The organism is Woeseia oceani (genome assembly GCF_001677435.1).
Lineage (GTDB): Bacteria > Pseudomonadota > Gammaproteobacteria > Steroidobacterales > Woeseiaceae > Woeseia > Woeseia oceani.
On the sequence record NZ_CP016268.1, the window covers coordinates 2770846 to 2797296 of the forward strand.

Below are 26451 nucleotides of genomic sequence, written 5' to 3' on the forward strand. Positions count from 1 at the left end.
CCTGACTATGCGCTTGCGAACGCTCGTCTTCTGGTCGCACCTCGGTACCGGGGTGCTGGCCGGACTCGTCGTACTGATGATGTCGGCAACCGGTGTCTTGCTCACCTACGAGAGACAACTTACGGAATGGGCCGAACAGCAGTATGACGTAGCCGTTCCGGACAATGCGCAACCACTGCCGGTGGACGCGATACTCGCGAACTTTGAGAAATCGCATCCCGACGAACAGCATTTCGAAATTCGCTTCGTCAATCGTCCCGGGGCCGCCGTTATCGTCTGGGCCGGGCCGGAACCCTTTTTGCTCGACCCGTACACCGGTGCGGTCATTCGAGAAGGCGAAGCGCCCATTGCCGAGTTCTTTCATTTTGTAACGCGCATGCACCGCTGGTTCGCATTGGACGATACGGCCAGCTTCGACGCGGCCAGAGCGATCACCGCGTACAGCAATCTGTTGTTTCTTTTCATGATCCTGAGCGGTGTATACCTCTGGCTGCCGCGCGTGTGGCGCTGGCCTATTCTGAAGACCAAACTGTTCTTCAACAACAAAGCCCGCAACGCCAAAGCCCGCGACTATAACTGGCACCACGTCTTCAGCTTCTGGGCACTCGTGCCTTTGTTTGTTATTTGCGTATCCGCAACGATCTTCTACTTTCCGTGGGCCAACACAGCGCTGTACGCCGCCTTCGGCGAGGCCGTACCGCTACGTGAGGAGCATCCTGAACACGATCCGCAGCTGGAATCAGGCGCGAACGCCATCTCAAATGAGCAGTTGCTGGTACACGCGAAAACGCACGCCGATGACAACGGTGCCAGCGACTGGTATTCGATCTGGATGGAAGTTGGCGAAACTCCGGGAGAAGCACGTTTCTACATTGACCGCAGCCTGGGAAGACGACCACCGTTCGCCTACGCGCTGATTCTCAATACGCAGAATGCCAGCGTCAAAGAGGTCAAACGGCACGACGATTATTCGCCCGGCGATCAGGCGTGGGGCATCCTGCGATTTCTCCACACTGGCGAACAGTTTGGTTTTGTTGGGCAGACGATCGCAGGCCTGGCATCACTCGCCGCCTGCCTGCTTGTTTACACCGGCATTGCGCTGGCATGGCGCAGACTGGTAAGCCCTTGGCTGCGAAAAAGCCGCGCTGTCTGACCAAGCGGACAGACATCGAACCACTACAAACGTACTGTCAGTCTGTATTGCCAGACTGGCGAGCTGTCATTTCCGTGACGGCGAGAGCAGCCAACAGGCGTTGCCGATCGTGGTCGGGGCAACCCGGCTTGCGCAGGCTGCTATCTGACAGCAACTGCCATCCTTGCCGTATTAACCGGCAAGGATGGCAGAGCGTGCATTGCGATTCCGATCAGAAGTTGTAACGCAGGCCCAGTTGCAACGACCGCCCTGGCAGCGGAAACGTGTCCTTCAACGGTGAGCTGTTCTGTCTCGCATCCTCATCCGTCAGGTTTGTGCCACGGACAAACAGGAAGACATCCGGCTCATTGAACGTGTAAGACAACTCCGCGTTCAGCATGGTGTAACCTTCCGTCGCCAGCTCATTGACTGCCGACTTGTTCTGGTCGTCATGATAAACAACGTTCAGCGCAGCACCCAACGCGTTTCGGGAGTAGTGCAAGCCAAAACCGAAGCGCAATGGCGGCATGCGCGACAGGTAGTTCCCGGACACTTTCTCTTCCGCTTCGGCGTAATCGCTGAAGAACCGGCTGTGCAGGTGCCCTTTCTCTGAATCCATCAGCTCGATGCCCAGTTCCGCTTCGAAACCGACGATAGTCACGTCATCCTGGCCGTAGTGGAACACTGGCAGTTCATCGTCTTCCAGACCCGTCGCGGTAAGCAGGATGTAGTCGTCAACATCATTAATAAACGTCGTGAACGTAAAATCGAAACGCTCGTAGTTGCCACGCAAAGTCAGGTCCAGATTGGTCGACAGTTCCTTGTCCAACTGACCGTTGCCCAGCGTCACCGAACCGCGTTCAATGCGACCAACCGCCAGGTGAGCGCCATCGGCGTAAAGCTCGGTGGCATTCGGATGGCGTTCGCTGTGTACCAGGTTGGCAGACAATGCCAGCGCATCCGACAACGACCAGATAGCACCCACTGAAACACCAAATGCATCGTCTTCGTAGTCCGCCGCAAGCGGAGACTTCAGCGTTTGACGTTCGACCCGTGCACTGCCTTGCAGCGTCCAGTCATCAGTCAGCGCGTATTCTTCAAAGACAAACAAACTGAGTTGCGACGTATCCGTTGGCGGTACAAATGCCTCGTCGCCCAACGCTTCAAAGTCCACACTCTTGTACTGCAAGCCAAATGCACCGTCGAAGCGATCACCGATTGCATGCTGAATTTCGACCCGCGCATCGAGCCCGTCTGAATTAAAGATCGTGCCGATCTCGGTACCTTCCAGCTCCATGTGCGTGTAATCGTTCTTGGCCAATCGGAACCGGGCCTTCTTGAAGGGACCGGAAAGGCTGTACTCACCTTTGACGTCCACGCGCGTTTGCTCGAGATCGACGCGTACCGCTTCCGCATGCTCTTCGTGCTCTTCTTCGTGCTCTTCGTCCTCGTGATCTTCTTCGTGCTCATGCGCATGGGCATGGCCGGGGATCCCGTAGTTGCTGTCGCGCATGCTGACAGACACACCCACGAATCCCTTGTCTCCGGTGAACGTAATAGCCGCCGCACCGCCCTCGGTTACGCTGTCAGTATTCTCGACAACACCGTAGGCTTCCTCTTCGTGCTCATGGTCATGCTCGTCTTCATGCTCATCTTCCTCGTCGTGGTGTTCTTCCTCTTCGAGTGCACGAAACAGGGCGGACTCTGCGAAGCCCGGAATCTTTACGTTTTCGGTGGTAAGCCGGTAGTAGTCGAAATGGGCGGCAACCGCTGAGTTGCCGAATGCGACCTTCGCCGCACCGGACCGTCTGCCGGTCGCAGAGTCGGTACCCAGCGCGAGTGCCCCGGATACCGGCTCATCAAGGGGCTTTTCCATAATCCGGTTGTCAACGACATTCACCAGACCGCCGGCGGCGCCGCTGCCGTAAAGTAGCGTTGCCGGGCCGCGGACTATCTCGATTCTGTCCGCGAGTATGCCTTCTACCGCAACCGCGTGGTCGCTACTCAAGGCCGAAGCGTCCATAGCATCCAGAGAGTTGGAAAGTACCCGTACCCGCTCACCGTACTGACCGCGAATCACCGGGCGCGAAGCGACGGGACCAAAGTAACTGGAGCTGACACCGACTTCGCCGGACAGCGTTTCGCCTATACTCGCCGCGCGCTTAACGGCAAGCGCATCGCCCTCCAGTACGGACGTCGGTTGGGCCAGTTCTTTGATCGTTCGACCAATGGGAGAAACGCTGACTACAATTTCTTCGATCTCATGGTGACCATCTTCCGTCCCGGACTCCTGCGCGCCAACCGCCACACTGCAAAGCATCAATACAGACGCACTGTATGCGACCGTACGAATCTGCCGGCGTCCGGCAGTAATTGAGGTTTTCATTGTTTGTTCTAATCCTGTGTACACGACAAACAGCTGACAACGAATCGTCAGCATGAGCTGTGGCCATCGCCACGATACGAAGGATCAGATTGAGGGCGGAGCGCGGGATCTGTAAGCGGGGAGGAATGGCGCGGTAATGCTGGCCTGGCGAACCAGCTCGGGATCGATAAATTGCGTTGCCTGCTCGACAACTATGCTCGCACCGGCGACTGCCTGATCGTCACGACCGAGCTGCATGCAGACGGCGCAAACGCTGCTGACATCACCGACAACATGTTTGAATTGATGCGCGGAGCTGTTTATCGACAACAACGCAAGCGCGAACAATACCGACATGACCCCAACCCGACGGGTCGCGCCATTGACTTGCAAATTCGGTTTGTTGTTTCGCATTGACATCAACTGTCGTCTATCCAAAAATCACGCAACTGTTACTCTATAACATTGTGTCACCGGTTGGAATGCTTGCTGGCGCGGGTCCAACAATCGGCACCACGAAAAAGGCCCCATAAAGGGGCCCTTTCAGATTTTTGGTGGTGATGGGTGGATTTGAACCCAATCCGCCCGCTCGACCTGGTTTCGCGCTTCAGCCCGGTGCGGATTGATCTTTAGTCAGACGCCTGCAGATTCAACGGACTCTTCGGTGGGAAATTCCCCGGCAACAGCGAAAAGCGGAAAGGGCCCCATAAAGGGGCCCTTTCAGATTTTTGGTGGTGATGGGTGGATTTGAACCCAATCCGCCCGCAGATACTGGAACCACGATGCAACCCGGTGCGGATTGATCTTTAGTCAGATGCCTGAAGCTCCAATGGACCCTTCGGTGGAAAATCCCCCGGCACCAGCAAAAACGAAAAGGGCCCCTATTGAGGGGCCCTTTTCGTTTTTGGTGGTGATGGGTGGATTTGAACCACCGACCTGCGGGTTATGAGTCCACCGCTCTAACCAACTGAGCTACATCACCAGAACCGGAATTCCCTGGCGGCCGAACCGCGAGGGGCGCAAATTGTCCTTTTCCCTCCCAGCGGTGTCAAGCGCTGCGGTCCGGGCTGCGGGATGCTTATAATCCACGCTCGATTCCCGGACCCGGCAGCCGCATGACCATTGATCCCCTCTTCGTGCTCGAAATGATTGGCACGGCCGTATTTGCCATCAGCGGCGCGCTCGCAGCCTCGCGGGCCAAAATGGATATCTTCGGCTTCTCCGTGCTGGCACTCATGCCGGCGGTGGGCGGTGGGACGATGCGAGACATCGTGCTGGGCCGCTTTCCCGTGTTCTGGATCGAGAACAACAGCTACGTGGCGGTCGCTGTCCTGGCTGCGGTCGGCGTGTACTTTTTTGCCGACCGGCCGGGCTTTCGCCTGACTCTGCTCACCTGGATGGACGCTGCTGGCCTTGCCCTGTTCGCAGTACTGGGCACGGAAATCGCGCTTAATGCGGGAGTCACCGTCTTTATTGCCATCATGATGGGCGTCACGACAGCGGTTATCGGCGGCATGATCCGCGACATTATCTGCAATGAAATTCCGCTGGTGTTGTCCGGGGAGGTTTATGCGACAGCGGCATTCGTCGCGTCGATTGCCTACATCCTCGCACTTCGCGCTGGCACACCGGATACCGTTTCTTTAGGTATTGGCGTTATCGCCGGATTTGCCGTGCGTGCTGTCGGAATTATCTTCCACCTGAAATTTCCGCGCGTAGGTCACGACAATCAGGCATAGCAGCCGGCGCGAGTTGCACCATTGCTGATTAGCAGACGCCAACCGCCCGCCTTGGCGACAGTGCGCCAGAACGTTACCGCTGAGCGGCCAGCTTGCAGGTCAGCGGCCGGTGTTAACCATGCGTGTTGGGCTGCTGTCGTCCGTGAGCGACTCAAACATTGAAGCGGAAGTGCATGATGTCGCCTTCCTTCACAATGTATTCCTTGCCTTCGAGCCGCAGCTTGCCGGCTTCTTTGGCGCCTTGCTCACCCTTGCCCGCGACAAAGTCTTCGTAGGCCATAACTTCAGCCCGAATGAAGCCCTTCTCAAAATCGGTGTGAATTTCGCCGGCGGCATTCGGCGCCGTTGCGCCAACCCGGGTCGTCCAGGCACGGACTTCCTTTTTGCCGGCCGTAAAGAAGGTCTGCAAGCCCAGCAACTGGTAGCCGCAACGAATGACTCTGTCCAGACCCGGCTCTTCCAGACCAAGGTCGGACAGAAAATCGGCCTTGTCCGCATCATCGAGTTGCGCGATCTCTGCCTCGATTGCCGCGCAAATGGCGACAACCTCGGCGCCTTCCTTGCTGGCCATTTCCCGCACCGCATCCAGATGCGCATTGTTTTCGAAGCCGCTCTCGTCCACGTTGGCGATGTACATGACCGGCTTCGCGGTAATCAGGTGCAGGTCGCGCAAGGCAAGGCGTTCGTTGGCATCCAGATCGAGGGTACGTAACGGCGAGCCTTCGTCGAGGTGCGCCTTTACCTTGCGGAGCAAGTCACGGTAAGTGACCGCCGCCTTGTCGTTGGTCTTGGCATTTTTCTCTGCCTTATACAATTGCTTCTCGACTGACTCGAGGTCAGCGAGTGCCAGCTCCGTGTTGATCGTGTCAACGTCATCGAGCGGATCAATCTTGCCCGCGACGTGGGTCACGTCATCGTTCTCGAAACAACGTACCACGTGCGCGATCGCGTTAGTCTCGCGAATGTTCGCGAGGAATTTGTTGCCTAAGCCCTCGCCCGTTGAAGCGCCTGCGACCAGGCCCGCAATATCCACGAACTCCATGGTCGTGGGCAGAATGCGTTCCGGATTGACGATACCCGCCAGTACGGCAAGCCGCGGGTCGGGCACAGGCACGATACCGACGTTCGGCTCGATGGTGCAGAACGGGTAATTCTCCGCCGCAATTTCAGCCGCGGTCAGAGCATTGAACAGAGTGGATTTACCAACGTTCGGCAAGCCGACGATGCCGCATTTAATTGCCATCAGGTATTTTCTTTATCCGTTTTGGTGTGAAGTTTTTTCATCGCAGCGTTCATTCCGAACTCGACCAGCAACGGCATGATTGTCACTGCCTGTTCTATATTTTCGGTGATCGCCTGCTCAATGTCTGCGCTGGCACGTTTTAACACGTAGTTGGTGACCTGGCTCTTGTCACCCGGATGCCCAACGCCCAGCCGCAAACGCATGAAGTCCGCGCCACAATGGCGGATGATGTCCCGCAAACCGTTGTGGCCGCCGTGGCCGCCACCTTTTTTCAGGCGTACTGTGCCCGGCGGCAAATCAATTTCATCGTGGGCGACGAGCAACTCCGTCGCCTGCAATCGGTAATAATCCAGCATGCCTCTTACGGGCCCGCCGCTGAGATTCATATAGCTCTGCGGCTTGACCAGCCAGATCTCTTCGCCTGCGATGCGAATCTTGCACACCTCGGCATCAAAGCGCTTCTCGATGCGAAACGACTCGCCCAGGCTCCGTGCCAGTTCATCAACGAACCAGAAGCCAGCATTGTGCAAGGTACGCGCGTAACGCTCTTCCGGGTTGCCGAGACCGGCGATGATGGAAACCTGAGTACTCATGAGCGTGCTGTATTTTTTACCCCAAGCTGATGATCAAGCGCACTATGGTAGCCGATGCAAGGCAGACAAGAAAAAGGCCGCATTCCGGCGGCCTTTTCCGTGTCGCTTGCGGCACTGACTTAGTCGTCGCTCTCTTCGTCCTTCGCGCCACTGACCGTCGGCACTTCCGCAGAAATCTCTTCGCCTTCGGCGTCATCTTCCACAGCGGCTGCCTTAATGACGTTTATCGATACGATCGGCTGATCGTGATCGTCGCCGTGCGACAGCTCAACGATTGATACACCGTCCGGCACTTTGATGTCGGTCAGGTGCAACATTTCGTCGACGTTCATGCCGGAAATATCGATCTCGAAGTATTCTGGCAGATACTTCGGCAGACAGGTCACTTCGACTTCGGTCATCAGCTTGGAAACGCTGCCGCCTGCTTTGATGCCCGGCGCCTTGTCTTCACCGACGAAGTGCAGCGGTACGCTCATACGAATCTCTTCGTCTTCCACGATGCGTTGCAGGTCAAGGTGCAGCACTTTCGGCTTCGACGGGTGACGTTGCACGTCTTTGACGATAGCTGCCTGGCTCTTGTCGCCAACTTTGATGGTCAGAACGCTGGAGTAAAACGATTCGCTCTCCATCTGCCGCAGCACTTTATTGTGGTCAAACATCAGCGCACGCGGGGGACGGCCACCGCCGTAGATAATTGCGGGTACTTTGCCTTCGTGTCTCAGGCGGCGGCTCGCACCTTTGCCCTGGTCGAGGCGAAACTCCGCAATCAGGTCAAAATCCTGACTCATAGGAATTCTCCATAACTAATTGTTTTTGATCTCATTTCTGAAATCGGATGATGCCAGGACCGCGACCAGTCCAGGCAGGGGCGCGAATCATAGCCCAAGCCGCCGGCAAGCAGCAAGAAAAGCCGTGAAAAACAGGGCCTAATCGACGTACAGGGAGCTGACCGATTCCTCGTCGCTGATCCGGCGCATCGTCTCGGCGAGTAACTCGGCCGTCGACAGCTGGCGGATCTTGGGGCAGGCAGTGGCTTCCGCGTTCAGCGGAATGGTGTCAGTGACCACAATTTCGTCGATTTCGGAGTTGCTGATGCGTGATACCGCCGGTCCCGACAGTACGGCGTGGGTGATATAGGCAACGACCCGGCGCGCGCCGTGTCTTTTCAGCGCGCTGCCCGCATTGCACAAGGTGCCAGCCGTATCAATCATGTCGTCAATGAGGACACAAACCTTGTCCTTCACGTCGCCAATGATATTCATCACTTCGGACTGATTCGCTTTGGAACGTCGCTTGTCGATGATCACGAGGTCAGCGTCATCAAGGCGTTTGGCCAGGGCTCGGGCTCGTACCACACCACCGACGTCCGGTGAGACGACAACCATGTTGTCGTACTTTTGTTTCCAGACATCGCCCAGCAAAACCGGGGATGCGTAGACATTGTCGACGGATATGTCGAAAAAACCCTGTATCTGGTCGGCGTGCAGGTCAACCGTCAACACCCTGTCAATACCGGCTGTGCCCATCAGTTTGGCAACCAGCTTGGCCGTTATCGGCACACGCGAGGCGCGTGGCCGGCGATCCTGCCGGGCAAAACCGAAGTACGGGACCACTGCCGTTATGCGGGACGCGGAAGCGCGCCGGCAGGCATCCACCATCACCAGCAGTTCCATCAGGTTTTCGGCGGTTGGCGGACAGGTGGGCTGGATAATGAACGTTTCGCGGCCGCGAATGTTCTCCAGTATTTCGACGTTTATCTCGCCGTCACTAAAGCGGCCAACGTGCGCCTTGGACAAAGGGACGTGCAATACCCGCGCGATATCGTTTGCCAGTGCGGGGTGTGCGTTCCCCGAGAAGATAGCCATTGATACCGGATCCAAGTTCCTTGCCCCTGTCGTGTTGTCAGTCTGTGGCCGCTGCAGGAGACCCTGCGCGGAAAATGGCTGGGGTGGCAGGATTCGAACCTGCGCATGACGGGATCAAAACCCGTTGCCTTACCACTTGGCTACACCCCAGCAGTGTTGCCGACCGACTGCCACGATGCAGCGCCTAGCCCGGCTATTCTGTCGCGCGCAATTGTGAAACGGGCTACCGCAGGTGTCAACGCACGATCAACGGAAGTTGCCGAACTTGCGGTAATTCAAAGTAACTACAGCGCACCCGGCGAACACCGCAGCGGAACGAAAGTCGAGCGATACCAACAGTTGCACCGACGATATGCGCAAATTCAACGCTTCTGCTCAGTAAAATGACCAACGATCGATCACCAAACGGACACGCGTGGCATCGCGAACCGCGGTAATCCGGCGCGGCATGAGCTGCCCTGCACCTTCCCGGTACTGACTGATCGAAACGGTCCAGCCCGCCTGCTGCAACTCTTCCAGAGTGCCATCGGCGGATAGTCGGGTTTGCGCCGCACTGTCCGGATCGGGAATGCCCAGCGCCCAATAGCGCAGGCTCGCCAGCGGAATCTGCCAGCCGTAGATGGATTGCAAGTCACGTTCCGCGTCGGACAACTCGGTAACCACATCGTCGCTGTCGGTGACCTTGATGCGACGGGCATCGCCGTTGATACGTACTGCACCGGCGCCAAGAGGTCCGCTTACGCGCGCGTCGAAATAGTCGCTGCGTTGTTGCCACTGGAGGCTGCCGTTGAAGCCATCCTTGCTGTCATTGACGGCAATACGCCCGCTGAAACCCCAACTGCGCAGTCCGCCCAGCACCTGCTGACGCGTTTGCCAACTGTCGAGCGCCGGCAGTTCATTGCGAGGTTGTGTGGCACAAGCGGAACCCAGCAGACCAACGGCCAGCAGAACCGCCGCGCGTTTAGTCGCTGTGCGGAACAAGGAGCTTGCGAACCTCTTGCAGCATCGGATCCTCGGGATCCAGTGCTTCGGCTTCTTCCAGCACCGCCAGCGCCTCGGTGTTGCGCTCAAGTTTCCAGAGCACCTCGGCCAGGTGAGCTGCCACTTCCGGGTCCTTGTACATCGCCCAGGCTTTCTCGAGTTCGGCCAGAGCTTCCTCGTATTTGCCGAGGCGATACAGGACCCAACCGTAGCTGTCGATAATAGCCGCACTGTCCGGCTGCAGCTGCAGCGCCTTTTTGATCAGTTTCTCGGCTTCCCGGTAGTTGTCGCCATGGTAGGTCAGCGTGTAACCAAGCGCGTTCAGTACATTGGCACTGTCCGGCCATTTGCGCGCCGCGCGCCGGTAGGACTTGATGGCCTCATCCGCACGCCCGAGCTGCAACAGCACTTCGCCCCGGCCCAGAATCGCGGACTCGCTGTCCGGTCGGTACGAAATCACCCGGTCAAAGATGGTTAGTGCACGCTCGAACTGCTTCTCGGATGACAGCAGCTGCGCTTGCGCGAGTATCATGTCGACCGCGTAGTTCGGGTTCATTTCACCAAACCGCTGCAGATGATCGAGCGCGGCGTCCAGCCCGGATTTACGGGCAATGATGCCGCTGGCGCGGCGTTGCGAAATGACCGCGTTCTGGCCATTGTTAACCTGCGTGTAGAGCGATAGCGCGCGATCGGCTTCGCCGCGATAGTCGGCAATACGCGCCAAATAATAGAGTGCGTCGGTGGTGTACTGGCCGCTGCTCAGCAAATCCTCGAAATCGTCCCGGGCAGCATCAAGGTTTTCCTGGCGAAAATTGATGATCGCCATGAGCCGTAACGCATCGGTGCGCGACGGTTGCTCCAGCAACACCTGGTTCACCTGGCTCAACGCGTCGTCATCGCGTTTCGCTGCCATGTACATGATGGCGAGCTCAATGCGCGCTTCCGGGTCCGGGTAAGGATCGTCACCCACGATCCGGGCCGCATACTTGATGGCTTCGTCGGCCTTGCCCGCAAGCAACAAGGAACGAGCGTAAAGCAGCCTTGGCTTAATCCAGTCCGGCTGGATATCCAGCGCCTTCTGCGCCCGTTCCAGCGCCGTTTCAGCGTCGCCGGCCTGCAGCGCCATGACGCCAACGGCATAATGCGCCGCGGCGGAATCGCGGTAAGGTTTGGCCAGCTGAATAAACAACTTGAACGCCGTTTCGGGGTCCTCCCGTGACAGCAATGGCACCAGTGCCAGCAAACGTTCATCCTGCGGCTGGTCACCGCGCTTCAACAAAGCCTCGAAGCTGCGCCGCGATTTGCGCAACTCGCCGGTCCGCAACTGCAGCTGGGCGACGTACAGCAGCGCCTCGTCGCTGTCCTCGTCGAGCTCCAACCAGCGTTCGGCAGCTTCCAGCGCGTCGTCATTAAAACCGTAGGTAAAGGCCACGCGCGTCGCTTGCCGCGCGATTTCCGGGTTGCCGCTGGCGATCGCCGCCCGCCGGTACTCTACCGAGGCTGTCTTGTACTGGTGTTGCTGCAAAGCCATCTCCGCCGCGCGCAGATAGTCGCTGGCAGCAGCGGCACCGTCGTCGGCGGTAGCTGGCGCGGCCAGTCCAATTATGAGTAACGCCAGCAGTGAAAACGGCAGGCGCGGTACGCGAATCAGGCTTCGTTGCATAGTGCGATCGATGATTTTCCCGTGATCGGGACCGTGTTGTCGGGTCCCGTCAAGTAAATTGTCCAGCGTTGGAGAACACAGACAAGGAACTGCGTCATCAGTTCGCTTATCATACGGTCTGTTATTGACCCGATCACCCGCCAAACTTAATGCCCCTCAAAATTCTCGGCCTGAACCATAACACGGCACCTGTGGAAATTCGTGAGCAGGTTGTCTACGCCGAAAGCGAGGCGGGACGGGCGCTGCGCGCGCTGCTGACGCTCGACGGCGTGGACGAGGCCATGGTCATGTCCACCTGTAATCGCACCGAATTCTACCTGGAAGCCGACGACCACGGATTGGCCCAGGCTGGCGAGTGGCTGCGCAAAGATCAGAATATGGACCCCGCAACGGCAGCCTCGCTGTTCACGCTCGACGGCGACGAGGCGATCGTGCACCTGTTCCGGGTCGCTTGTGGCCTCGAATCGATGATACTGGGCGAGCCGCAGATTCTGGGTCAGCTGAAAGACGCTTACCGCCTGGCAGAGAAGAACAGCGCTATCGGCAAATCACTCGGTCGTGTTTTCCGCCACACCTTTTCCGTTGCCAAGAAGGTACGGACAGACACCCGTATCGGCGCAAGCCCGGTGTCGGTGGCCTACGCCGCGGTCAACCTGGCAAACCAGTTTTTCTCCGGCTTTTCGCAGCACACCGCGCTGGTGATAGGTGCCGGCCAGACCATACGCCTGGTCGCACAACACCTGCACAGCAAGGGCATCGGCCGTTTGTTCGTTGCCAATCGCAATATCAGCAGGGCCAAGGACCTGGCCAGCGAGTTCTCCGGTTTCGCCCTGCCACTGTCCGAGCTCGAAGGGACTTTGCCGGAGGCCGATATCCTGATCAGCAGTACCGCCAGCCCTGATCCGATAGTGACGGTCAAGGACATGCAAGCCGCCATCCGGGCGCGCAAACGACGCCCGGTGTTTGCCGTGGATATCGCGGTACCGCGCGATCTGGAACCGGAAATCGGCGATCTGGACGACGTGTACCTGTACAGCGTTGATGACCTCGATAAGGTCATTGTTGAAGGCCAGGGCAATCGCGCCGCCGCCGCGCAGGACGCGGAACGCATACTCCAGGACGAGACCCGCCGTTACCTTGAGATCGAACGCGGCATGCGCATTGCGCCGTTGATTACCGCGTTGCGCGAACAAGGCGATGCCTTGCGTCAGGACGTACTGGCGCAAGCCCGGCGACGTTTGCGACAGGGCGCAGACAGCCAGGAGGTTGTCGAGTACGCAACAGCGGCGCTGATGAAAAAAATGCTGCACGCACCAAGCGTGCGCCTGCGTGAAGCCGGTGAAGACGCGGACGACGCGTTCATTGCGACTGCCCGCACATTGTTCGACCTCAACAATAATGACGAGGACTGAGTACTTCCTGTGAAAGCGTCGATACGTAACAACCTGGAGAGCACGCGGGATCGTTTCGAGGAATTGTCGGGGCTGCTCTCCGATCCCGGCACGATTGCGAATCAGAATCGTTTTCGCGATTTGTCACGGGAGTACTCGCGGCTCGAACCGGTCATTGCCCTGTTCAGAGAATTCGAACGGGTCGAGGCGGACCTCGCGGAAGCCGAAGAGATGAGCCGCGACAGCGATCCGGAAGTCCGCGAAATGGGTGAAGACGAAGTCGACACGCTCAGCGAACGCCGCGCCGCGCTGATTCTCGAATTGCAGAAGTCCCTGATTCCACCCGACCCGCACGACGACAGCAACGTGTACCTGGAAATACGTGCCGGTACCGGTGGCGACGAAGCGGCGATTTTTGCCGGTGACCTGTTTCGCATGTACTCGAAATTCGCCGAAGTGCAACGCTGGCCGCTTGAAATTATCAGCGCGCGGGATGGAGAGCATGGCGGCTACAAAGAAATAATCTGCCGCATTTCCGGCAACGGCATCTACGCTCGTTTGAAATTCGAATCTGGCGCGCACCGCGTGCAACGGGTGCCGGCCACCGAATCGCAAGGCCGGATTCACACCTCGGCCTGCACGGTGGCCGTATTGCCTGAGCCCGATGAGATTGAAGAAGTCGATATCAATCCGGCTGATTTGCGTATCGACACCTACCGCGCCTCCGGCGCCGGTGGCCAGCACGTCAACAAAACCGATTCGGCAGTGCGCGTCACCCACTTGCCGAGCGGTATCGTGGTCGAGTGCCAGGACGAACGTTCACAGCACAAGAATAAAGCGCGTGCAATGTCGCTGTTGCAAGCGAAACTGCTCGACGCAGAACAACAGGAACAGCAGTCGGCGCAAGCCGAGCAACGCAAGCTGCTGGTTGGTAGCGGCGACCGTTCGGAGCGTATCCGCACCTACAACTATCCGCAGGGCCGGGTCACGGATCACCGCATCAATCTGACGCTGTACAAGCTGGCAGAGGTGCTCGAAGGCGATCTGGATCAGGTCATAGACCCGCTGATCAACGAATACCAGGCCGAACAACTGGCGGCGCTCGGCGACTGACGCCTCGCGCCAGAACGTCACACCTGCAAGCGCAGGTAATTCAGTACGTCCGCGCGGGTGATCAAGCCATAAAACTCGTTGTCGTCGACCACCGCGGCGCACGGCTGGACGTGCAGCATTGCCACGAGATTGTTGATGCTGCTGTCTTTACCGACCTGAATGTAGGCCGTCTGCATCGCTTCGCGAACTTTGCTGTTCATTAAATCCGGCTTGCCGAATACGTAACGAATGATGTCATCTTCAGTCAGAACACCGACCAGCTTGCCGTCGTCCATGACTGGTAACTGAGAGAAACCGGCGTTTCGCAGCCGGTTGTGCGCTGTCATCAATACATCGTCAGCACCGACCGTGATCGTCGCACGCTCGCCGTGAGGACGGCCAATCAGGTCCCGCAAGTCGCCGTAATGCTGCCGCTTGATGAAGCCCTGATCTTCCATCCAGAAGTCATTAAATAATTTTGATAAATACTTGTTGCCGGTATCGCAGGCGAAGCTGACGACGCGCTTGGGCTCAGTTTGCTCGCGGCAATACCGCAATGCCGCGCTGAGCAACGTGCCCGTGGACGAACCGGCAAGCAGTCCCTCTTTCTGCAACAACTCGCGTGCGGTACTGAACGATTCTTCATCGCTGATGCTGTATGCCTTTTTGACCTGACTGAAATCAGCAATCGAGGGAATGAAGTCTTCGCCTATACCCTCCACCAGCCAACCGGCATTTTTTTCGTGCAACTCGCCCTTGTTGATGTAGTCCGCGAGGATGGAGCCAACCGGATCGGCAAGAATGATATCCACCTGCGGCGCGTGTTCCGCCAGGTAGCGACCGATACCGGTGACCGTCCCGCTGGAACCAACACCAACGACGATGGCGTCAAGGTCGCCCTGCATTTGCTCAAGTATTTCCGGCGCCGTGGTTTGCTCGTGTGCCAGAGGATTGTCCGGGTTCGCAAACTGGTTGATGAAATAGGCACCCTTCTCGCTGGCAATGCGCTGCCCCAGGTCCTGGTAATACTCAGGATGGCCTTTGGCAACGTCAGAACGGGTCAGGACCACTTCCGCACCCATGGCGCGCAAATTGAAAATTTTCTCCTGACTCATCTTGTCCGGCAGCACCAGGACAAGGTGATAGCCCTTTTGCTGTGCGACCAGGGCGAGACCGAGGCCGGTGTTTCCCGCTGTCGCCTCGACGATGGTGTCGCCGGGCTTGATGTCCCCTCGTTGCTCGGCTTGCTCTATCATCGACATCCCGATGCGATCCTTGATGGAGCCAGCGGGGTTCATGAGTTCAAGTTTGAGGAACAGGCGGCACGGTCCCGTATCCAGCCGTGATATTTCCAGCATCGGCGTGCTGCCGACCATGTCGAGAATATTGGAGTAAACGTTCATTGAATCATTCACAGGGCCGACAGTGCCCGCAATAGTACTTGAAGCCCGACATCAGGAGCCAGCCCGGTGAGCGACGCTATCCGCATTGACGCTTTGCTCAAAGCGGCAACCAATCGCCTTGAATCGGCCAGCGACAGCCCGCGACTGGATGCCGAGTTGTTGCTGGCGCGCGCCATCGACATGCCACGCAGCTACGTATTTGCGCATGCGGATGAGGAACTGGATGAGCAGGCAGTGCAGCGTTTCAACGCGACGCTCGCCCGACGTATTGCCGGCGAACCGATGGCTTATATCAGTGGCGAAAAGGAGTTCTGGTCGATGCAGCTGATGGTCAGCCCCGCTACACTGGTGCCACGACCGGACACGGAAATCCTGGTCGAACAGGCAATTGCCCGCGTTTCCCGCCGCGCCGCGATGAGCGTATTGGACCTTGGAACCGGCAGCGGCGCCATCGCGCTGGCGATTGCCAGGGAACGCCCGCTTAGCTTTGTTACCGCAACAGACATCAGTGCCGATGCCCTCGCTATTGCCGTGCAGAATGCCAGGCAACTGGATATAGCCAACATCGAATTCGTGCAAGGCACATGGCTTGAACCGGTGGCGGGACGGCGTTTTGACCTGATCGTGTCGAATCCGCCGTACATTGCCGAGGACGATCCGGCATTGGCGGCGCTCACCTGTGAGCCGAGGTCGGCGCTGGTTTCCGGTCCGGATGGGCTGGATGATATTCGCCTCATCGCTACGGCTGCGCTGGAGGTTATTGCGGAGGACGGGGTTCTGTTGCTTGAACACGGCTTCGAACAAGCAGAGGCCGTCGCAAAAATTCTCCAGCTAGCGGGCTGGTCCGACGTGCATTGCGTGAAAGACTTAAGCGGATTGCCGCGGGTAAGCAGTGCAAGAAGGCGCACATAAACGACAACACGACAAGCGGTTGCCAACTGTGATACACAGAACCCCCATTTCTTTACCCCCCCAAGAGCTAATGATCACTATTGTTACGAATCACGGCGATATCGTCATCGAGCTGTTCGAAGAAACAGCGCCTGTCAGTTGCGCGAACTTCCGACGTTATGTTGAAGACGGCTTTTTTACCGACACGATATTTCATCGCGTTATTCCGAATTTCATGATTCAGGGCGGCGGCATGACAGCCGACCTGCAACGCAAACCGACGCATGAGGCGATCAAGAACGAGGCCGACAATGGCGAGAAGAACCTGCGCGGCACCCTGGCAATGGCACGCACTGCGGCGGTTGACAGCGCGACGTCGCAATTCTTCATTAACCTACGCCACAACGAGTTCCTGGATCACGGAGGCCGCGACTTTGGCTATGCCGTGTTCGCGAAGGTGACGGACGGTATGGACGTGGTAGACGCCATTGCTGCGCAGGACACCGGCACGCGTGCCGGGCACCAGGACGTGCCGCTCGAGACGATTACGATCAACGAAGTCCGTATCGACGACTGAGCCGCGCTCTGTTGCGCCCCGCCGTCAAAACGGCGGGGCGCACACGATCCGTCATGCCGCGTCGGCGTCCGCCAGTGACGGTACGTAGCCGAGGTTCGCCGACAACCAGCGCTCCACATCCGCGACAGGCCAGCCCTTGCGTGCCGCGATGGATTCCACCTGATCGAGCCCTACTTTACCGACGGCAAAGTAGCGTGCATCCGGGTGTGAAAAATAGAAGCCACTGACTGCCGCCGTCGGGTACATCGCGAATGACTCGGTCAGTTTGAGACCAATCTCTTCCTCTGCGTTCAGCAACTCCCAGAGTTTCGCTTTCTCCGTGTGGTCCGGGCACGCGGGGTAACCCGGAGCCGGTCGAATGCCGGTGTATTTTTCGTTAATCAGGTCGGTATTGGACAACGCTTCGTCATGCGCGTAACCCCAGTGCTCACGCCGCACCTGCTCATGCAGGTATTCCGCCAGCGCCTCTGCCAAACGATCCGCAAGGGCCTTGAGAATGATGCTGGAATAGTCATCGTGGTCTGCTTCAAAGCGCTTGACGTGTTCGTCGATACCGATACCGGCCGTAACTGCGAACGCACCAATATGATCTTCCAGCCCGCTGTCATCCGGCGCGACGTAGTCGGCAAGGCAATCGTTGGTCTTGCCGGTCGGTTTCGCCTTTTGCTGGCGCAGATGGCACAACCGCATCCGTTCGTCCTTGCGGTCGTCTGTGTAGACACGCAGGTCGTCGTAATCCACCGAGTTCGCGGGGAAGAAACCGAATACCGCACGGGCTTCCAGCCATTTCTCGTCGATTATCCGCTCGAGCATTGCCGTCGCATCGTCGTACAAGGACTGCGCCGCGGTACCGACCGTGGCATCCTGAAGTATGTCCGGGAACTTGCCGCGGAACTCCCAAGCGTTGAAAAACGGCATCCAGTCGATGTACTCGCGAATCACCGACAGGTCGATATCACGAAGTACGCGCCGTCCGGTGAACGCTGGCGCCGGCGGCTGGTACGTCTGCCAATCGCAACGATGCCGGTTCTCCCTTGCGCGATTGAGTGACAGGGACGGTGCCTGGCGTTGGTTGCCCGCGTGCCGTTCGCGGCGTTTTGCGTTGTCTTCACGAACTTTGCGCGCCAGCGCTTCACGACTGCCAGGTTCTATCAATGCCTGCGCAACACCAACCGAGCGCGACGCATCTTTCACGTAAATAACCGGCCCTTCGTAATTCGGTTCAATCTTCACAGCAGTGTGCGCCGGCGAGGTGGTTGCTCCACCGATCAACAGTGGCAGGTCGAACTTCTGCCGCTGCATTTCCCGTGCGACGTTGACCATTTCGTCCAGCGACGGCGTGATCAGGCCTGACAAACCGATAATCTGCGCGCCTTCGCGACGTGCCGTTTCCAGAATTTTTTCACACGACACCATAACGCCAAGATCAATCACCTCGAAGTTATTGCACTGCAGGACAACGCCCACGATGTTTTTGCCGATGTCGTGCACGTCGCCTTTAACGGTCGCCATGACGATCTTGCCATTGGTCTCACGTACCCCGCCCTTTTCCAGTTCAATGAACGGGATGAGGTGGCCAACCGCCTTCTTCATGACCCGCGCGGATTTCACGACCTGCGGCAGGAACATCTTGCCATCGCCGAACAGATCGCCGACGACGTTCATGCCGGACATCAACGGTCCTTCAATAACGTCCAGTGGCCGCACTGCCGCCAGCCGCGCTTCTTCGGTATCTTCGATAACGTACTGATCCAGTCCTTTGACCAGCGCATGCTCAAGTCGCTTGTCTACCGGCAGTTCACGCCAGCTCAAATCCTGCGTGTCGCGTTTGACTCCGGAAGCCTGGCCGCGGTATTCCTCGGCCAGTTCGAGCAGCCGTTCCGTAGCGCCAGGGTCGCGATTCAGAATGACATCTTCCACGGCAGTACGCAGATTGGCAGGCAAGTCTTCGTAAATCGCAAGCTGACCGGCGTTGACGATACCCATGTCCATGCCCGCTTTGATCGCGTGGTACAGGAACACGGAGTGAATGGCTTCGCGGACCACGTTGTTGCCGCGGAACGAGAAAGACACGTTGCTGACGCCACCGCTCACCAACGCGTGCGGCAATTTTTCCTTGATCAGCCGCGTGGCTTCAATGAAGTCTTTGCCGTAGCTGTTGTGTTCGTCGATGCCAGTAGCAACCGCAAAGATGTTCGGATCAAAGATAATGTCAGCGGGATCGAAGCCCACTTTCTCGGTCAGTACCTGGTAACTGCGCGCACAGATCTCGACCTTGCGCTCGACGCTGTCCGCCTGGCCATCCTCGTCGAATGCCATGACGATAACCGCTGCACCGTAATCACGAACCAGTTTAGCCTGTTGAATGAAGGCTTCTTCACCTTCCTTGAGACTGATCGAGTTAACGACGCTTTTGCCTTGTACACAGCGCAGTCCGGCTTCTATGACCGACCACTTCGATGAGTCCAGCATGATAGGTACGCGCGACACATCCGGTTCGCCGGCAATCAGGTTAAGAAAGGTAACCATCGCCTGCTCCGAATCGAGCATGCCCTCGTCCATATTGATATCGATGATCTGCGCACCGTTGTCGACCTGCTGTCGGGCGACATCAACCGCTGTGGCGTAGTCATCCGCTTCGATCAAGCGCCGAAAATGCGCAGAACCTGTCACGTTGGTACGTTCACCAACGTTCAGGAACAAGTCGTCAGGGCCTATCGTCAGCGGCTCAAGGCCGGACAAACGACACCGCACCGGTACTTCAGGTATCACCCGCGGTGCAGCACCGTCGATCGCATTGCGCAGGGCGGCGATGTGCTCCGGCGTCGTTCCGCAACATCCGCCAACGAGGTTCACAAGCCCTGACTCGACGAATTCACGAACGACTTCCGCCATTTCTTCGGCCGTCTCATCGTACTCGCCAAACTCGTTTGGCAATCCGGCATTGGGGTGCGCACTGACACCGGTATCGGCTATACGGGACAACTCCGCGACGTAGGGCCGCATGTCACTCGCACCGAGTGCACAGTTCAGCCCGATCATGAACGGCTCAGCATGCCGCACTGAGTTCCAGAACGCTTCAGTGGTCTGCCCGGACAATGTGCGTCCGGAGGCATCCGTAATGGTTCCTGAAATCATGACCGGCAGGGTAATGCCGGTAGCTTCAAACGTTCGACGTACGCCAAATATCGCGGCTTTGGCGTTGAGCGTATCGAAGATGGTTTCGATCATGATGAAATCGGCACCGCCCTCGATCAAAGCGGTGGTCGCGATCTGGTAGGTTTCCGCCAGTTCGGCAAAGCGAATGTTGCGAAAGCCCGGATCGTTAACGTCCGGTGACAACGACGCCGTACGGTTGGTTGGCCCGAGCACGCCGGCAACAAAGCGCGGTCTGCCGTCTTTGGCCGCGACTTCATCCGCGCAGGTGCGAGCGAGCCTGGCGGCCGCCAGATTCAGTTCCGCTACCAGCGACTCCATGCCGTAGTCCGCCATGGACGGCGCGTTGGAATTAAACGTATTGGTTTCAATGATGTCCGCGCCGGCATCGAGAAACTGCCGATGAATTTCACGGATCACATCCGGCCGGGTAATCGACAGCAAATCGTTGTTGCCCTTCAGATCACGGTGCCAGTCTCGAAACCGCTCACCGCGAAAATCGTCTTCTTCCAGCCGTTGCCGCTGAATCATCGTACCCATCGCGCCATCGAGCAGCAGGATGCGTTGTTCGAAGCTCGCTTTCAACGAGGCGATTCGTTCATCTCTGGTCATGGTCATTTCCTTCAGGCCGCAACTTGTTGTGGCCGAACGCCAAGCGCGTGACATATGGCGAATGTCAGTTCCGAGCGATTCAGTGTGTAAAAGTGAAACTCATTGATGCCTTGCGTACGCAGCAAACGAACCTGCTCGATGGCGACGCTGGCCGCGATCATTTGCCGCGTTTCAGCATCGTCGTCGAGTCCGTCGAATCGTTCGTGCAACCAGTCCGGCACGGTTGCACCGCAAGCCGTCGCAAAACGCTGTAACTGCGGAAAGCGGGTAATGGGCAGTATTCCGGGCACGAGCTGCGAATCGACACCCGCAGCGGCGCAGCGGTCTCTGAAACGCAAATAACTCTCAACATCAAAGAAAAACTGGGTGATAGCTCGCGATGCACCGGCATCGAGTTTGCGTTTCAGGTTATCCAGATCGAAATCCGGGTTCGGCGCTTCCGGGTGTACTTCCGGGTAAGCCGCAACCGAGATATCGAAATCAGCCACGCGCTTGAGCCCGGCAACCAGGTCAGCTGCGTAGGCGTAACCATCCGCACGCGGCGCATAGCTCTGGCAGTCTTTCGGCGTATCGCCGCGCAATGCCACCAGGTGCCGCACACCCATGTCCCAGTACTCACGCGCGATGTCGTCAATCGCGTCACGACTCGCACCGATACAGGTCAGGTGCGGTGCTGCCGTCAATGACGTTTCTTTCATGATCCTGGCGACGGCAGCGTGAGTGCGCTCCCGGGTTGAACCGTCGGCACCATAAGTCACCGACACAAAGTGCGGTGACAAGACCGACAGGCGCTCGATGGATGCCCACAAGGTCTCTTCCATTTTCTCGGTGTTGGGCGGGAAAAACTCAAAGGACACACGTGGTTGTTTACTGGGGTCAGGATTGGTCATGGTCAGCTCTTGTTGGACAGTGGCGTTCAGGCCGCTGCCGTTTCGTTGATGTCGGTTTCGGCGGGACAGGCGACGGCCAGTATCCAGCTCGGGTTTTTCTGCGGGACGAGACGACCGGGCGCGAGGCGCAGACCGGTTGCCGCACACCATTGCGCCAGTTGCTTTTGCACGGCGGCGACATTGGTGTCGGTAACTGCCTGGAGCAACAGCATGCGCCCGCCAGGGCGGAGCAGCCGCACGGCTTCTTGCAGCGCATCGAGCGGACGATCCGCACCCGCCAGTACATCGTCGAGAATGATCGTGTCGAATTCGTCATCCGCGAACGGCAATCGGTACATGTCGCCAAAACGCAAACTGCAATTGCTGAGTCCGGCCAGCAGCAATTCATTGCGTGCGAGGTCACGCGCACCCGCGTCGATGTCGACTCCGACCGCGCGATTCGCCCGGCTCGACAGCAACTTCAGCAGTCCGCCGCGACCACAACCGATGTCCAGCAGATCGCCAATCGGCGCCGCAACGGTCAAGTCCATGATGGCGCGGTGCAGGCCGCGGTCGGCTGTCGCGTCGAGAGGCTCTGCGAGCTCGGCGGGTTGCCGGTCGACATTGCGCAAGCGACGCAGTTCTGCGGCATCGGCGGCAAACAGTGGCTCGTCGTCGGGCAACAGGCGCAACAGCTGCCGGTGCTGAGCTGCCAGCGCAGCCCGGGTGGGTAAACGGTAGTAGACGCGTTGCCCGTCGCGAAAGCGTTCAACCAGTTCCGCATCGCACAGCTGTTTCAGGTGTTGCGACACCCGCGGCTGACTCAGACCCAGAACCTCGGTCAACTCGGACACACTGCATTCGCCGTGCCGGCACAAGGCCAGCAGCCGCAGCCGCACCGGGTCAGCGACGACCTTCAGGCGGGCCAGCAACTGTTGCGTGGAAGCTAACATAATAAATATATAAGGATATCTTTATATAACCGGCGCGCAGTGTAGCACAGAGGCTTTTGACAGGAAAAGGGACGAGCGCCCGGAAACCGTATTGCGGGCGTGGCGCCAGGCTGGTGCCCGCTGTGGCTAGTGCAAACGACCCGACGACGGACCGGGCAGCGCGAACAGCCGTTTGATATCGATCTCGTCAAAGCGGCGCTTGCGACCGCAGTATTCACAGGTCACGTCAACAGCGCCGTCCGTCTGGACCGATTCCATTGCTTCCTGTTCGCCCAGCATGCGCAAGACGTCTTCGGTTCGTTCGCGGCTGCAACGGCAACGAAACATGGCGTCACGGCCGGCAAATACACGCAGGTCGTCATCCGCAAACAAGCGGCCCAGCAGCCCCATATCGACGCCAGCGCGCATATCGTCGGGGCGCAATGTCGCGGCCAGCATGCCGAGCCGCCGCCAGTCGTCTTCGTCGAGCTCACCGCTGCCCGGCATTTGCTGCAGCAACAGGCCGCCAGCAACCGTTGGCTCGGCGAGCAGAGCAAGGTGACTGGGAATCTGTGCCGAACGCTCGTAATACGTTTCCAGGCTGGCCGCCAGCGACTCGCCGCTAACGTCGACGATCCCCTGGTACGGTCGCTCTATCGCGCTGCCGTCCACCGTGATCGCACACTGCGCCCGGGACACCATTTCCGCGTATGACAGCGCGGCACCCCCGAGGTCGGCATGGGCCATACCGCGCATTTCGAGCTTGCTGCTGCATTGCATGACCAGCATGGACAACGGACCGTCGCCGCTGATTTGCAAGGTAATATTGCTGTCGGATTTCAGGCTTTGTGCTATCAATGCGCTGGCGGCTGCGGCGTGCCCCAACACTTCAGCAACGGGCTCAACGTACTGGCGCCCTTCCTGCATGCGTTGCCACGACGAGCTCAGCTGCACGAGCGCACCGCGCACCGGCAGCGACTCGAACAGGAACGGAATGACAGTGTCGTTAGCGGACATGACCGGTGATAACCAGTATCACGAAGCAGCGAGTTTGCGTTTCAACGACTCGTTGACCTGACCGGGGTTGGCCTTGCCGCGCGATTCCTTCATGACCTGGCCGACGAGGAAACCGATGATCTTTTCCTTGCCGGCGCGATAGTCCGCAACCTGCTGGGGATTGGCCTCGATAACCGCATCAACGATCGCATCGATCGCGGATGTATCGGTGATCTGCGTGAGCCCTCGTGCAGCAATGACCTCATCCGCACTGCCCTCGCCGGTCCACATCGCCTCGAAGACTTCCTTGGCAATCTTGCCGGAGATCGTGCCGTCATCAATGCGCCGCAACAGCCCGCCGAGCTGCTCCGGCGTCAGGCTTTGCTCGCTGATCTCCAGACCATCACGATTCATTGCCGCGGTCAGCTCGCCGGTAACCCAGTTGGCCGCCTGCTGCGCGTTGCCGCCAGCTGCGACAGTGACTTCTTCGAAATAGTCGGCCAGTGCCCGATTTTGTGTCAGCACTTCCGCGTCAGCGACTTTAATGCCGTACTCATCGACGAACCGCTGCAGCTTCGCGTTTGGCAACTCCGGCAGCGAATCGCGGACGGCACTGATAAAGGAGTCATCGATTTCAACGGGCAGCAGATCAGGATCGGGGAAATAACGGTAGTCATTCGCCTCTTCCTTGCTGCGCATTGAGCGGGTTTCGTCACGATCCGAATCGTACAGCCGTGTTTCCTGCACGACCTGCCCGCCATCCTCGATCAGCTCGATCTGCCGGGCTACTTCGAAATTGATCGCTTTCTCGACGTACCGGAACGAGTTCAGGTTTTTGAGCTCCGTGCGCGTTCCCAGTGCTGTTTGTCCGCGCGGCCGAACAGAGACATTCGCATCGCAACGGAACGAGCCTTCCTGCATATTGCCGTCGGAAATTTCAAGGTAGCGAACGATTGAATGAATCTTGCGCATGTAGGCGACGGCTTCGCGCGCCGAGCGCATATCCGGTTCGGAGACAATTTCCAGCAAGGGCGTGCCCGCACGGTTCAGGTCGATGCCCGAATTGGCATCCAAACCCACGTGGATGGATTTGCCCGCGTCTTCCTCAAGATGGGCACGGGTAATGCCGATGCGCTTTTCGTTGCCGTCGTCATCCCGAATCATCAGCTCGCCGCCGACGACGATCGGCAGTTCGAACTGACTGATCTGGTATCCCTTCGGCAAGTCCGGGTAAAAGTAATTCTTGCGCGCAAATACCGAACGCGGCGCTATATCAGCCCCGACGGCAAAGCCAAACTTGCAGGCCATACGCACCACGTCCGCGTTCAATACAGGCAACACACCCGGGTAGCCCAGATCGACGAGGCAGGCCTGCGTGTTGGGTTCCGCACCGTATGCCGTGGCCGCACCGGAAAAAATTTTGCTCTTGGTTGCGAGCTGCGTGTGAATCTCGAGACCGATAACCACTTCCCAGGCCGTACTCATCGGTAGGCCTCCGGGCACAGCGTGTGCCAGTTCGTTTCAGCTGCGTAACGGTGTGCGCAGTTCAGCAACCGTTCTTCACTGAAGTGCGGTCCAACGAGATGCAAGCCCACGGGCAAACCGTCAACCATTCCGCACGGCACGGACATCGCTGGCAAACCAGCAAGGTTCGCGCCTATCGTGTAGATGTCGTTGAGGTACATCGTGATCGGATCGTCGGTCTTGTCGCCGAGCGGGAACGCCGGTGCGGGTGAAGTCGGGCCGGCAATGACATCAACATCCGCAAACGCTTTGCGGAAATCTTCGGCAATGAGCTGACGAACTTTCTGCGCCTGCAAGTAGTAAGCGTCGTAATAGCCTGCCGACAGTACATAGGTGCCGGTCAGAATCCGACGCTGCACTTCAGCGCCAAATCCCTCACCGCGACTGCGGCAATAGAGATCCAGCAAGTCAGTTGCGTTTTCAGCCCGGTGTCCAAACCGCACACCATCGAAACGCGACATGTTCGACGAACACTCCGCCGGCGCAACGACATAGTATGTCGGTACTGACAAATCCAGATTGGGCAGATCCACTTCCTTGACCGTTGCACCGCCCGCCTCCAGCACCGCAATCGCTGCTTTGACTTGCTGTGCGTTGTCAGCGTCGAGCCCCGCGTCGAAATGCTGGCGAACAATACCGATACGCAGGCCTTGCAACGATTGATCGAGCGTTGCGGAATAATCCGGTACAGGCTGGTCCACGGAGGTGGAATCGCGCTCATCGAAACCCGCCATAACCTGCAGTAGTGCTGCTGCATCCGCCGCAGAACGCGTGATAACACCTGCCTGATCAAGGCTGGACGCAAAGGCGATCATGCCGTAACGCGACACACGACCGTAGGTAGGTTTCAGGCCGATAGTGCCGGTCAACGCCGCCGGTTGCCGAATGGAGCCGCCGGTATCCGTGCCGGTCGCCGCCGGTATTAACCGAGCCGCCACCGCCGCCGCCGAACCACCGGATGAACCACCCGGTGAACGCGCGTGATCCCACGGATTTAAAACAGGACCAAAATAACTGGTTTCATTTGACGAGCCCATCGCGAACTCGTCCATGTTGGTCTTACCGAGCGACACAACACCGGCTGCGGCCAGACGCTCAACAACAGTTGCATCGTAAGGCGAAACAAAATTGTCGAGCATGCGTGAGCCACACGTGGTGCGAACACCGCGCGTGCAAAAAATATCTTTGTGGACGAGAGGGACACCCGTTAGCAGGCCGCCCTTGTTCTTAGCCAGCAACTGATCCGCCGCATCGGCTGCGGCAAGTGCTTCGTCTTCCGTAACAGTGATAAACGCATTAAGCGCTGCGCCAGTTTCGGCAATACGTTCCAGCAATGTTTCGGTGAGCGTACGGGACGTGAAGTCGCGAGCCTTGAGACCCTGCGCGAGCTCGGTAAGCGTCAGCGCATGCAATGTGTTGTTATCGGC

21 protein-coding genes and 2 tRNA genes are annotated in these 26451 nt (G+C 58.2%); 6 read left to right on the forward strand and 17 right to left on the reverse strand.

Going from position 1 to position 26451, the window contains the following annotated elements; translation table 11 throughout:
• The first annotated feature begins 7 nt into the window (after positions 1-7).
• Positions 8-1153 carry a PepSY-associated TM helix domain-containing protein gene (locus tag BA177_RS12470; protein ID WP_082990089.1) on the forward strand — a complete coding sequence of 382 codons (1146 nt, stop codon included), beginning with the start codon at positions 8-10 and terminating at the stop codon, positions 1151-1153.
• 211 nt (positions 1154-1364) lie between these two features.
• Here BA177_RS12470 and BA177_RS12475 read toward each other — a convergent pair whose 3' ends face one another.
• The 3 genes from BA177_RS12475 to BA177_RS12485 all read right to left on the reverse strand — a co-directional run bounded on the left by BA177_RS12475 (position 1365) and on the right by BA177_RS12485 (position 4479).
• Positions 1365-3518, reverse strand: coding sequence for a TonB-dependent receptor (locus tag BA177_RS12475; protein ID WP_197493017.1), 2154 nt, complete (start codon positions 3516-3518; stop codon positions 1365-1367).
• Between the two features lie 84 nt (positions 3519-3602).
• A complete protein-coding gene (locus BA177_RS12480; protein ID WP_068616683.1) occupies positions 3603-3911 on the reverse strand; it encodes a hypothetical protein in 309 nt (102 codons plus the stop codon).
• A gap of 491 nt (positions 3912-4402) precedes the next feature.
• Positions 4403-4479: transfer RNA gene (locus BA177_RS12485), tRNA-Met, on the reverse strand.
• 133 nt (positions 4480-4612) lie between these two features.
• Here BA177_RS12485 and BA177_RS12490 point away from each other — a divergent pair.
• On the forward strand, positions 4613-5236 hold the full coding sequence (locus BA177_RS12490; RefSeq protein WP_068616686.1) for a trimeric intracellular cation channel family protein: 624 nt from the start codon (positions 4613-4615) through the stop codon (positions 5234-5236).
• A 151-nt stretch (positions 5237-5387) separates the two neighbouring features.
• Here the strand turns inward: BA177_RS12490 and ychF are convergent, their stop codons facing one another.
• The 7 genes from ychF to BA177_RS12525 all read right to left on the reverse strand — a co-directional run bounded on the left by ychF (position 5388) and on the right by BA177_RS12525 (position 11581).
• Positions 5388-6479: a redox-regulated ATPase YchF gene (ychF, locus tag BA177_RS12495; protein ID WP_068616688.1), complete on the reverse strand. Its 1092-nt coding sequence runs from the start codon at positions 6477-6479 to the stop codon at positions 5388-5390.
• On the reverse strand, positions 6479-7072 hold the full coding sequence (gene pth / locus BA177_RS12500) for an aminoacyl-tRNA hydrolase (RefSeq protein ID WP_068616690.1): 594 nt from the start codon (positions 7070-7072) through the stop codon (positions 6479-6481). The genes ychF and pth overlap by 1 nt, the downstream gene beginning before the upstream one ends.
• 119 nt (positions 7073-7191) lie before the next feature.
• Positions 7192-7860 (reverse strand): 50S ribosomal protein L25/general stress protein Ctc, encoded by a 669-nt coding sequence (locus BA177_RS12505; protein ID WP_068616692.1) that lies wholly within the window; start codon positions 7858-7860, stop codon positions 7192-7194.
• A gap of 138 nt (positions 7861-7998) precedes the next feature.
• On the reverse strand, positions 7999-8937 hold the full coding sequence (locus BA177_RS12510; protein WP_068619312.1) for a ribose-phosphate diphosphokinase: 939 nt from the start codon (positions 8935-8937) through the stop codon (positions 7999-8001).
• Positions 8938-9012: 75 nt separating this feature from the next.
• Positions 9013-9087, reverse strand: a tRNA-Gln gene (locus tag BA177_RS12515).
• Between the two features lie 225 nt (positions 9088-9312).
• Positions 9313-9918, reverse strand: coding sequence for a lipoprotein insertase outer membrane protein LolB (lolB, locus tag BA177_RS12520; protein ID WP_068616694.1), 606 nt, complete (start codon positions 9916-9918; stop codon positions 9313-9315).
• Positions 9899-11581, reverse strand: a complete 1683-nt coding sequence (locus tag BA177_RS12525) for a tetratricopeptide repeat protein (RefSeq protein ID WP_068616695.1) — start codon at positions 11579-11581, stop codon at positions 9899-9901. Before BA177_RS12525 ends, lolB begins: the two co-directional genes overlap by 20 nt.
• Positions 11582-11730: 149 nt before the next feature.
• Here BA177_RS12525 and hemA point away from each other — a divergent pair, with 149 nt between their 5' ends.
• Both hemA and prfA read left to right on the forward strand, forming a co-directional pair.
• Positions 11731-12993, forward strand: coding sequence for a glutamyl-tRNA reductase (gene hemA, locus BA177_RS12530; RefSeq protein WP_068616697.1), 1263 nt, complete (start codon positions 11731-11733; stop codon positions 12991-12993).
• A gap of 9 nt (positions 12994-13002) precedes the next feature.
• On the forward strand, positions 13003-14085 hold the full coding sequence (gene prfA / locus BA177_RS12535) for a peptide chain release factor 1 (protein WP_068616699.1): 1083 nt from the start codon (positions 13003-13005) through the stop codon (positions 14083-14085).
• 17 nt (positions 14086-14102) lie between these two features.
• Here prfA and BA177_RS12540 read toward each other — a convergent pair whose 3' ends face one another.
• Positions 14103-15467, reverse strand: coding sequence for a pyridoxal-phosphate dependent enzyme (locus BA177_RS12540; RefSeq protein WP_068616701.1), 1365 nt, complete (start codon positions 15465-15467; stop codon positions 14103-14105).
• Between the two features lie 66 nt (positions 15468-15533).
• Here BA177_RS12540 and prmC point away from each other — a divergent pair, with 66 nt between their 5' ends.
• Together prmC and BA177_RS12550 are read left to right on the forward strand one after the other, a co-directional pair.
• Positions 15534-16379, forward strand: a complete 846-nt coding sequence (gene prmC / locus BA177_RS12545; protein ID WP_068616704.1) for a peptide chain release factor N(5)-glutamine methyltransferase — start codon at positions 15534-15536, stop codon at positions 16377-16379.
• A gap of 70 nt (positions 16380-16449) precedes the next feature.
• A complete protein-coding gene (locus BA177_RS12550) occupies positions 16450-16935 on the forward strand; it encodes a peptidylprolyl isomerase (RefSeq protein ID WP_068616706.1) in 486 nt (161 codons plus the stop codon).
• A gap of 51 nt (positions 16936-16986) precedes the next feature.
• Here BA177_RS12550 and metH read toward each other — a convergent pair whose 3' ends face one another.
• The 6 genes from metH to gatA form a co-directional block, all read right to left on the reverse strand.
• The gene (gene metH / locus BA177_RS12555; protein ID WP_082990317.1) at positions 16987-20703 is read right to left on the reverse strand and encodes a methionine synthase; all 3717 of its coding nucleotides are present in this window, start codon (positions 20701-20703) and stop codon (positions 16987-16989) included.
• 11 nt (positions 20704-20714) lie between these two features.
• Positions 20715-21593 carry a methylenetetrahydrofolate reductase gene (gene metF / locus BA177_RS12560; protein ID WP_068616712.1) on the reverse strand — a complete coding sequence of 293 codons (879 nt, stop codon included), beginning with the start codon at positions 21591-21593 and terminating at the stop codon, positions 20715-20717.
• 26 nt (positions 21594-21619) lie between these two features.
• Positions 21620-22525 carry an ArsR/SmtB family transcription factor gene (locus BA177_RS12565; protein WP_068616716.1) on the reverse strand — a complete coding sequence of 302 codons (906 nt, stop codon included), beginning with the start codon at positions 22523-22525 and terminating at the stop codon, positions 21620-21622.
• A gap of 126 nt (positions 22526-22651) precedes the next feature.
• Positions 22652-23521, reverse strand: coding sequence for an Hsp33 family molecular chaperone HslO (gene hslO / locus BA177_RS12570; protein WP_068616720.1), 870 nt, complete (start codon positions 23519-23521; stop codon positions 22652-22654).
• Positions 23522-23539: 18 nt separating this feature from the next.
• A complete protein-coding gene (gene gatB, locus BA177_RS12575) occupies positions 23540-24985 on the reverse strand; it encodes an Asp-tRNA(Asn)/Glu-tRNA(Gln) amidotransferase subunit GatB (RefSeq protein ID WP_068616723.1) in 1446 nt (481 codons plus the stop codon).
• On the reverse strand, positions 24982-26436 hold the full coding sequence (gene gatA, locus BA177_RS12580; RefSeq protein WP_068619314.1) for an Asp-tRNA(Asn)/Glu-tRNA(Gln) amidotransferase subunit GatA: 1455 nt from the start codon (positions 26434-26436) through the stop codon (positions 24982-24984). Before gatA ends, gatB begins: the two co-directional genes overlap by 4 nt.
• Positions 26437-26451 lie beyond the last annotated feature (15 nt).

What these genes read in the sequence shown, in the direction of transcription:
- BA177_RS12470 (WP_082990089.1), top strand. Translation starts at nt 8, where the DNA reads ATGCGCTTGCGAACGCTCGTCTTCTGGTCGCACCTCGGTACCGGGGTG.
- BA177_RS12475 (WP_197493017.1), bottom strand. Translation starts at nt 3,518, where the DNA reads ATGAAAACCTCAATTACTGCCGGACGCCGGCAGATTCGTACGGTCGCA.
- BA177_RS12480 (WP_068616683.1), bottom strand. Translation starts at nt 3,911, where the DNA reads ATGCGAAACAACAAACCGAATTTGCAAGTCAATGGCGCGACCCGTCGG.
- BA177_RS12490 (WP_068616686.1), top strand. Translation starts at nt 4,613, where the DNA reads ATGACCATTGATCCCCTCTTCGTGCTCGAAATGATTGGCACGGCCGTA.
- ychF (WP_068616688.1), bottom strand. Translation starts at nt 6,479, where the DNA reads ATGGCAATTAAATGCGGCATCGTCGGCTTGCCGAACGTTGGTAAATCC.
- pth (WP_068616690.1), bottom strand. Translation starts at nt 7,072, where the DNA reads ATGAGTACTCAGGTTTCCATCATCGCCGGTCTCGGCAACCCGGAAGAG.
- BA177_RS12505 (WP_068616692.1), bottom strand. Translation starts at nt 7,860, where the DNA reads ATGAGTCAGGATTTTGACCTGATTGCGGAGTTTCGCCTCGACCAGGGC.
- BA177_RS12510 (WP_068619312.1), bottom strand. Translation starts at nt 8,937, where the DNA reads ATGGCTATCTTCTCGGGGAACGCACACCCCGCACTGGCAAACGATATC.
- BA177_RS12525 (WP_068616695.1), bottom strand. Translation starts at nt 11,581, where the DNA reads ATGCAACGAAGCCTGATTCGCGTACCGCGCCTGCCGTTTTCACTGCTG.
- hemA (WP_068616697.1), top strand. Translation starts at nt 11,731, where the DNA reads ATGCCCCTCAAAATTCTCGGCCTGAACCATAACACGGCACCTGTGGAA.
- BA177_RS12540 (WP_068616701.1), bottom strand. Translation starts at nt 15,467, where the DNA reads ATGAACGTTTACTCCAATATTCTCGACATGGTCGGCAGCACGCCGATG.
- BA177_RS12550 (WP_068616706.1), top strand. Translation starts at nt 16,450, where the DNA reads ATGATCACTATTGTTACGAATCACGGCGATATCGTCATCGAGCTGTTC.
- metH (WP_082990317.1), bottom strand. Translation starts at nt 20,703, where the DNA reads ATGACCAGAGATGAACGAATCGCCTCGTTGAAAGCGAGCTTCGAACAA.
- metF (WP_068616712.1), bottom strand. Translation starts at nt 21,593, where the DNA reads ATGACCAATCCTGACCCCAGTAAACAACCACGTGTGTCCTTTGAGTTT.
- BA177_RS12565 (WP_068616716.1), bottom strand. Translation starts at nt 22,525, where the DNA reads ATGTTAGCTTCCACGCAACAGTTGCTGGCCCGCCTGAAGGTCGTCGCT.
- hslO (WP_068616720.1), bottom strand. Translation starts at nt 23,521, where the DNA reads ATGTCCGCTAACGACACTGTCATTCCGTTCCTGTTCGAGTCGCTGCCG.
- gatB (WP_068616723.1), bottom strand. Translation starts at nt 24,985, where the DNA reads ATGAGTACGGCCTGGGAAGTGGTTATCGGTCTCGAGATTCACACGCAG.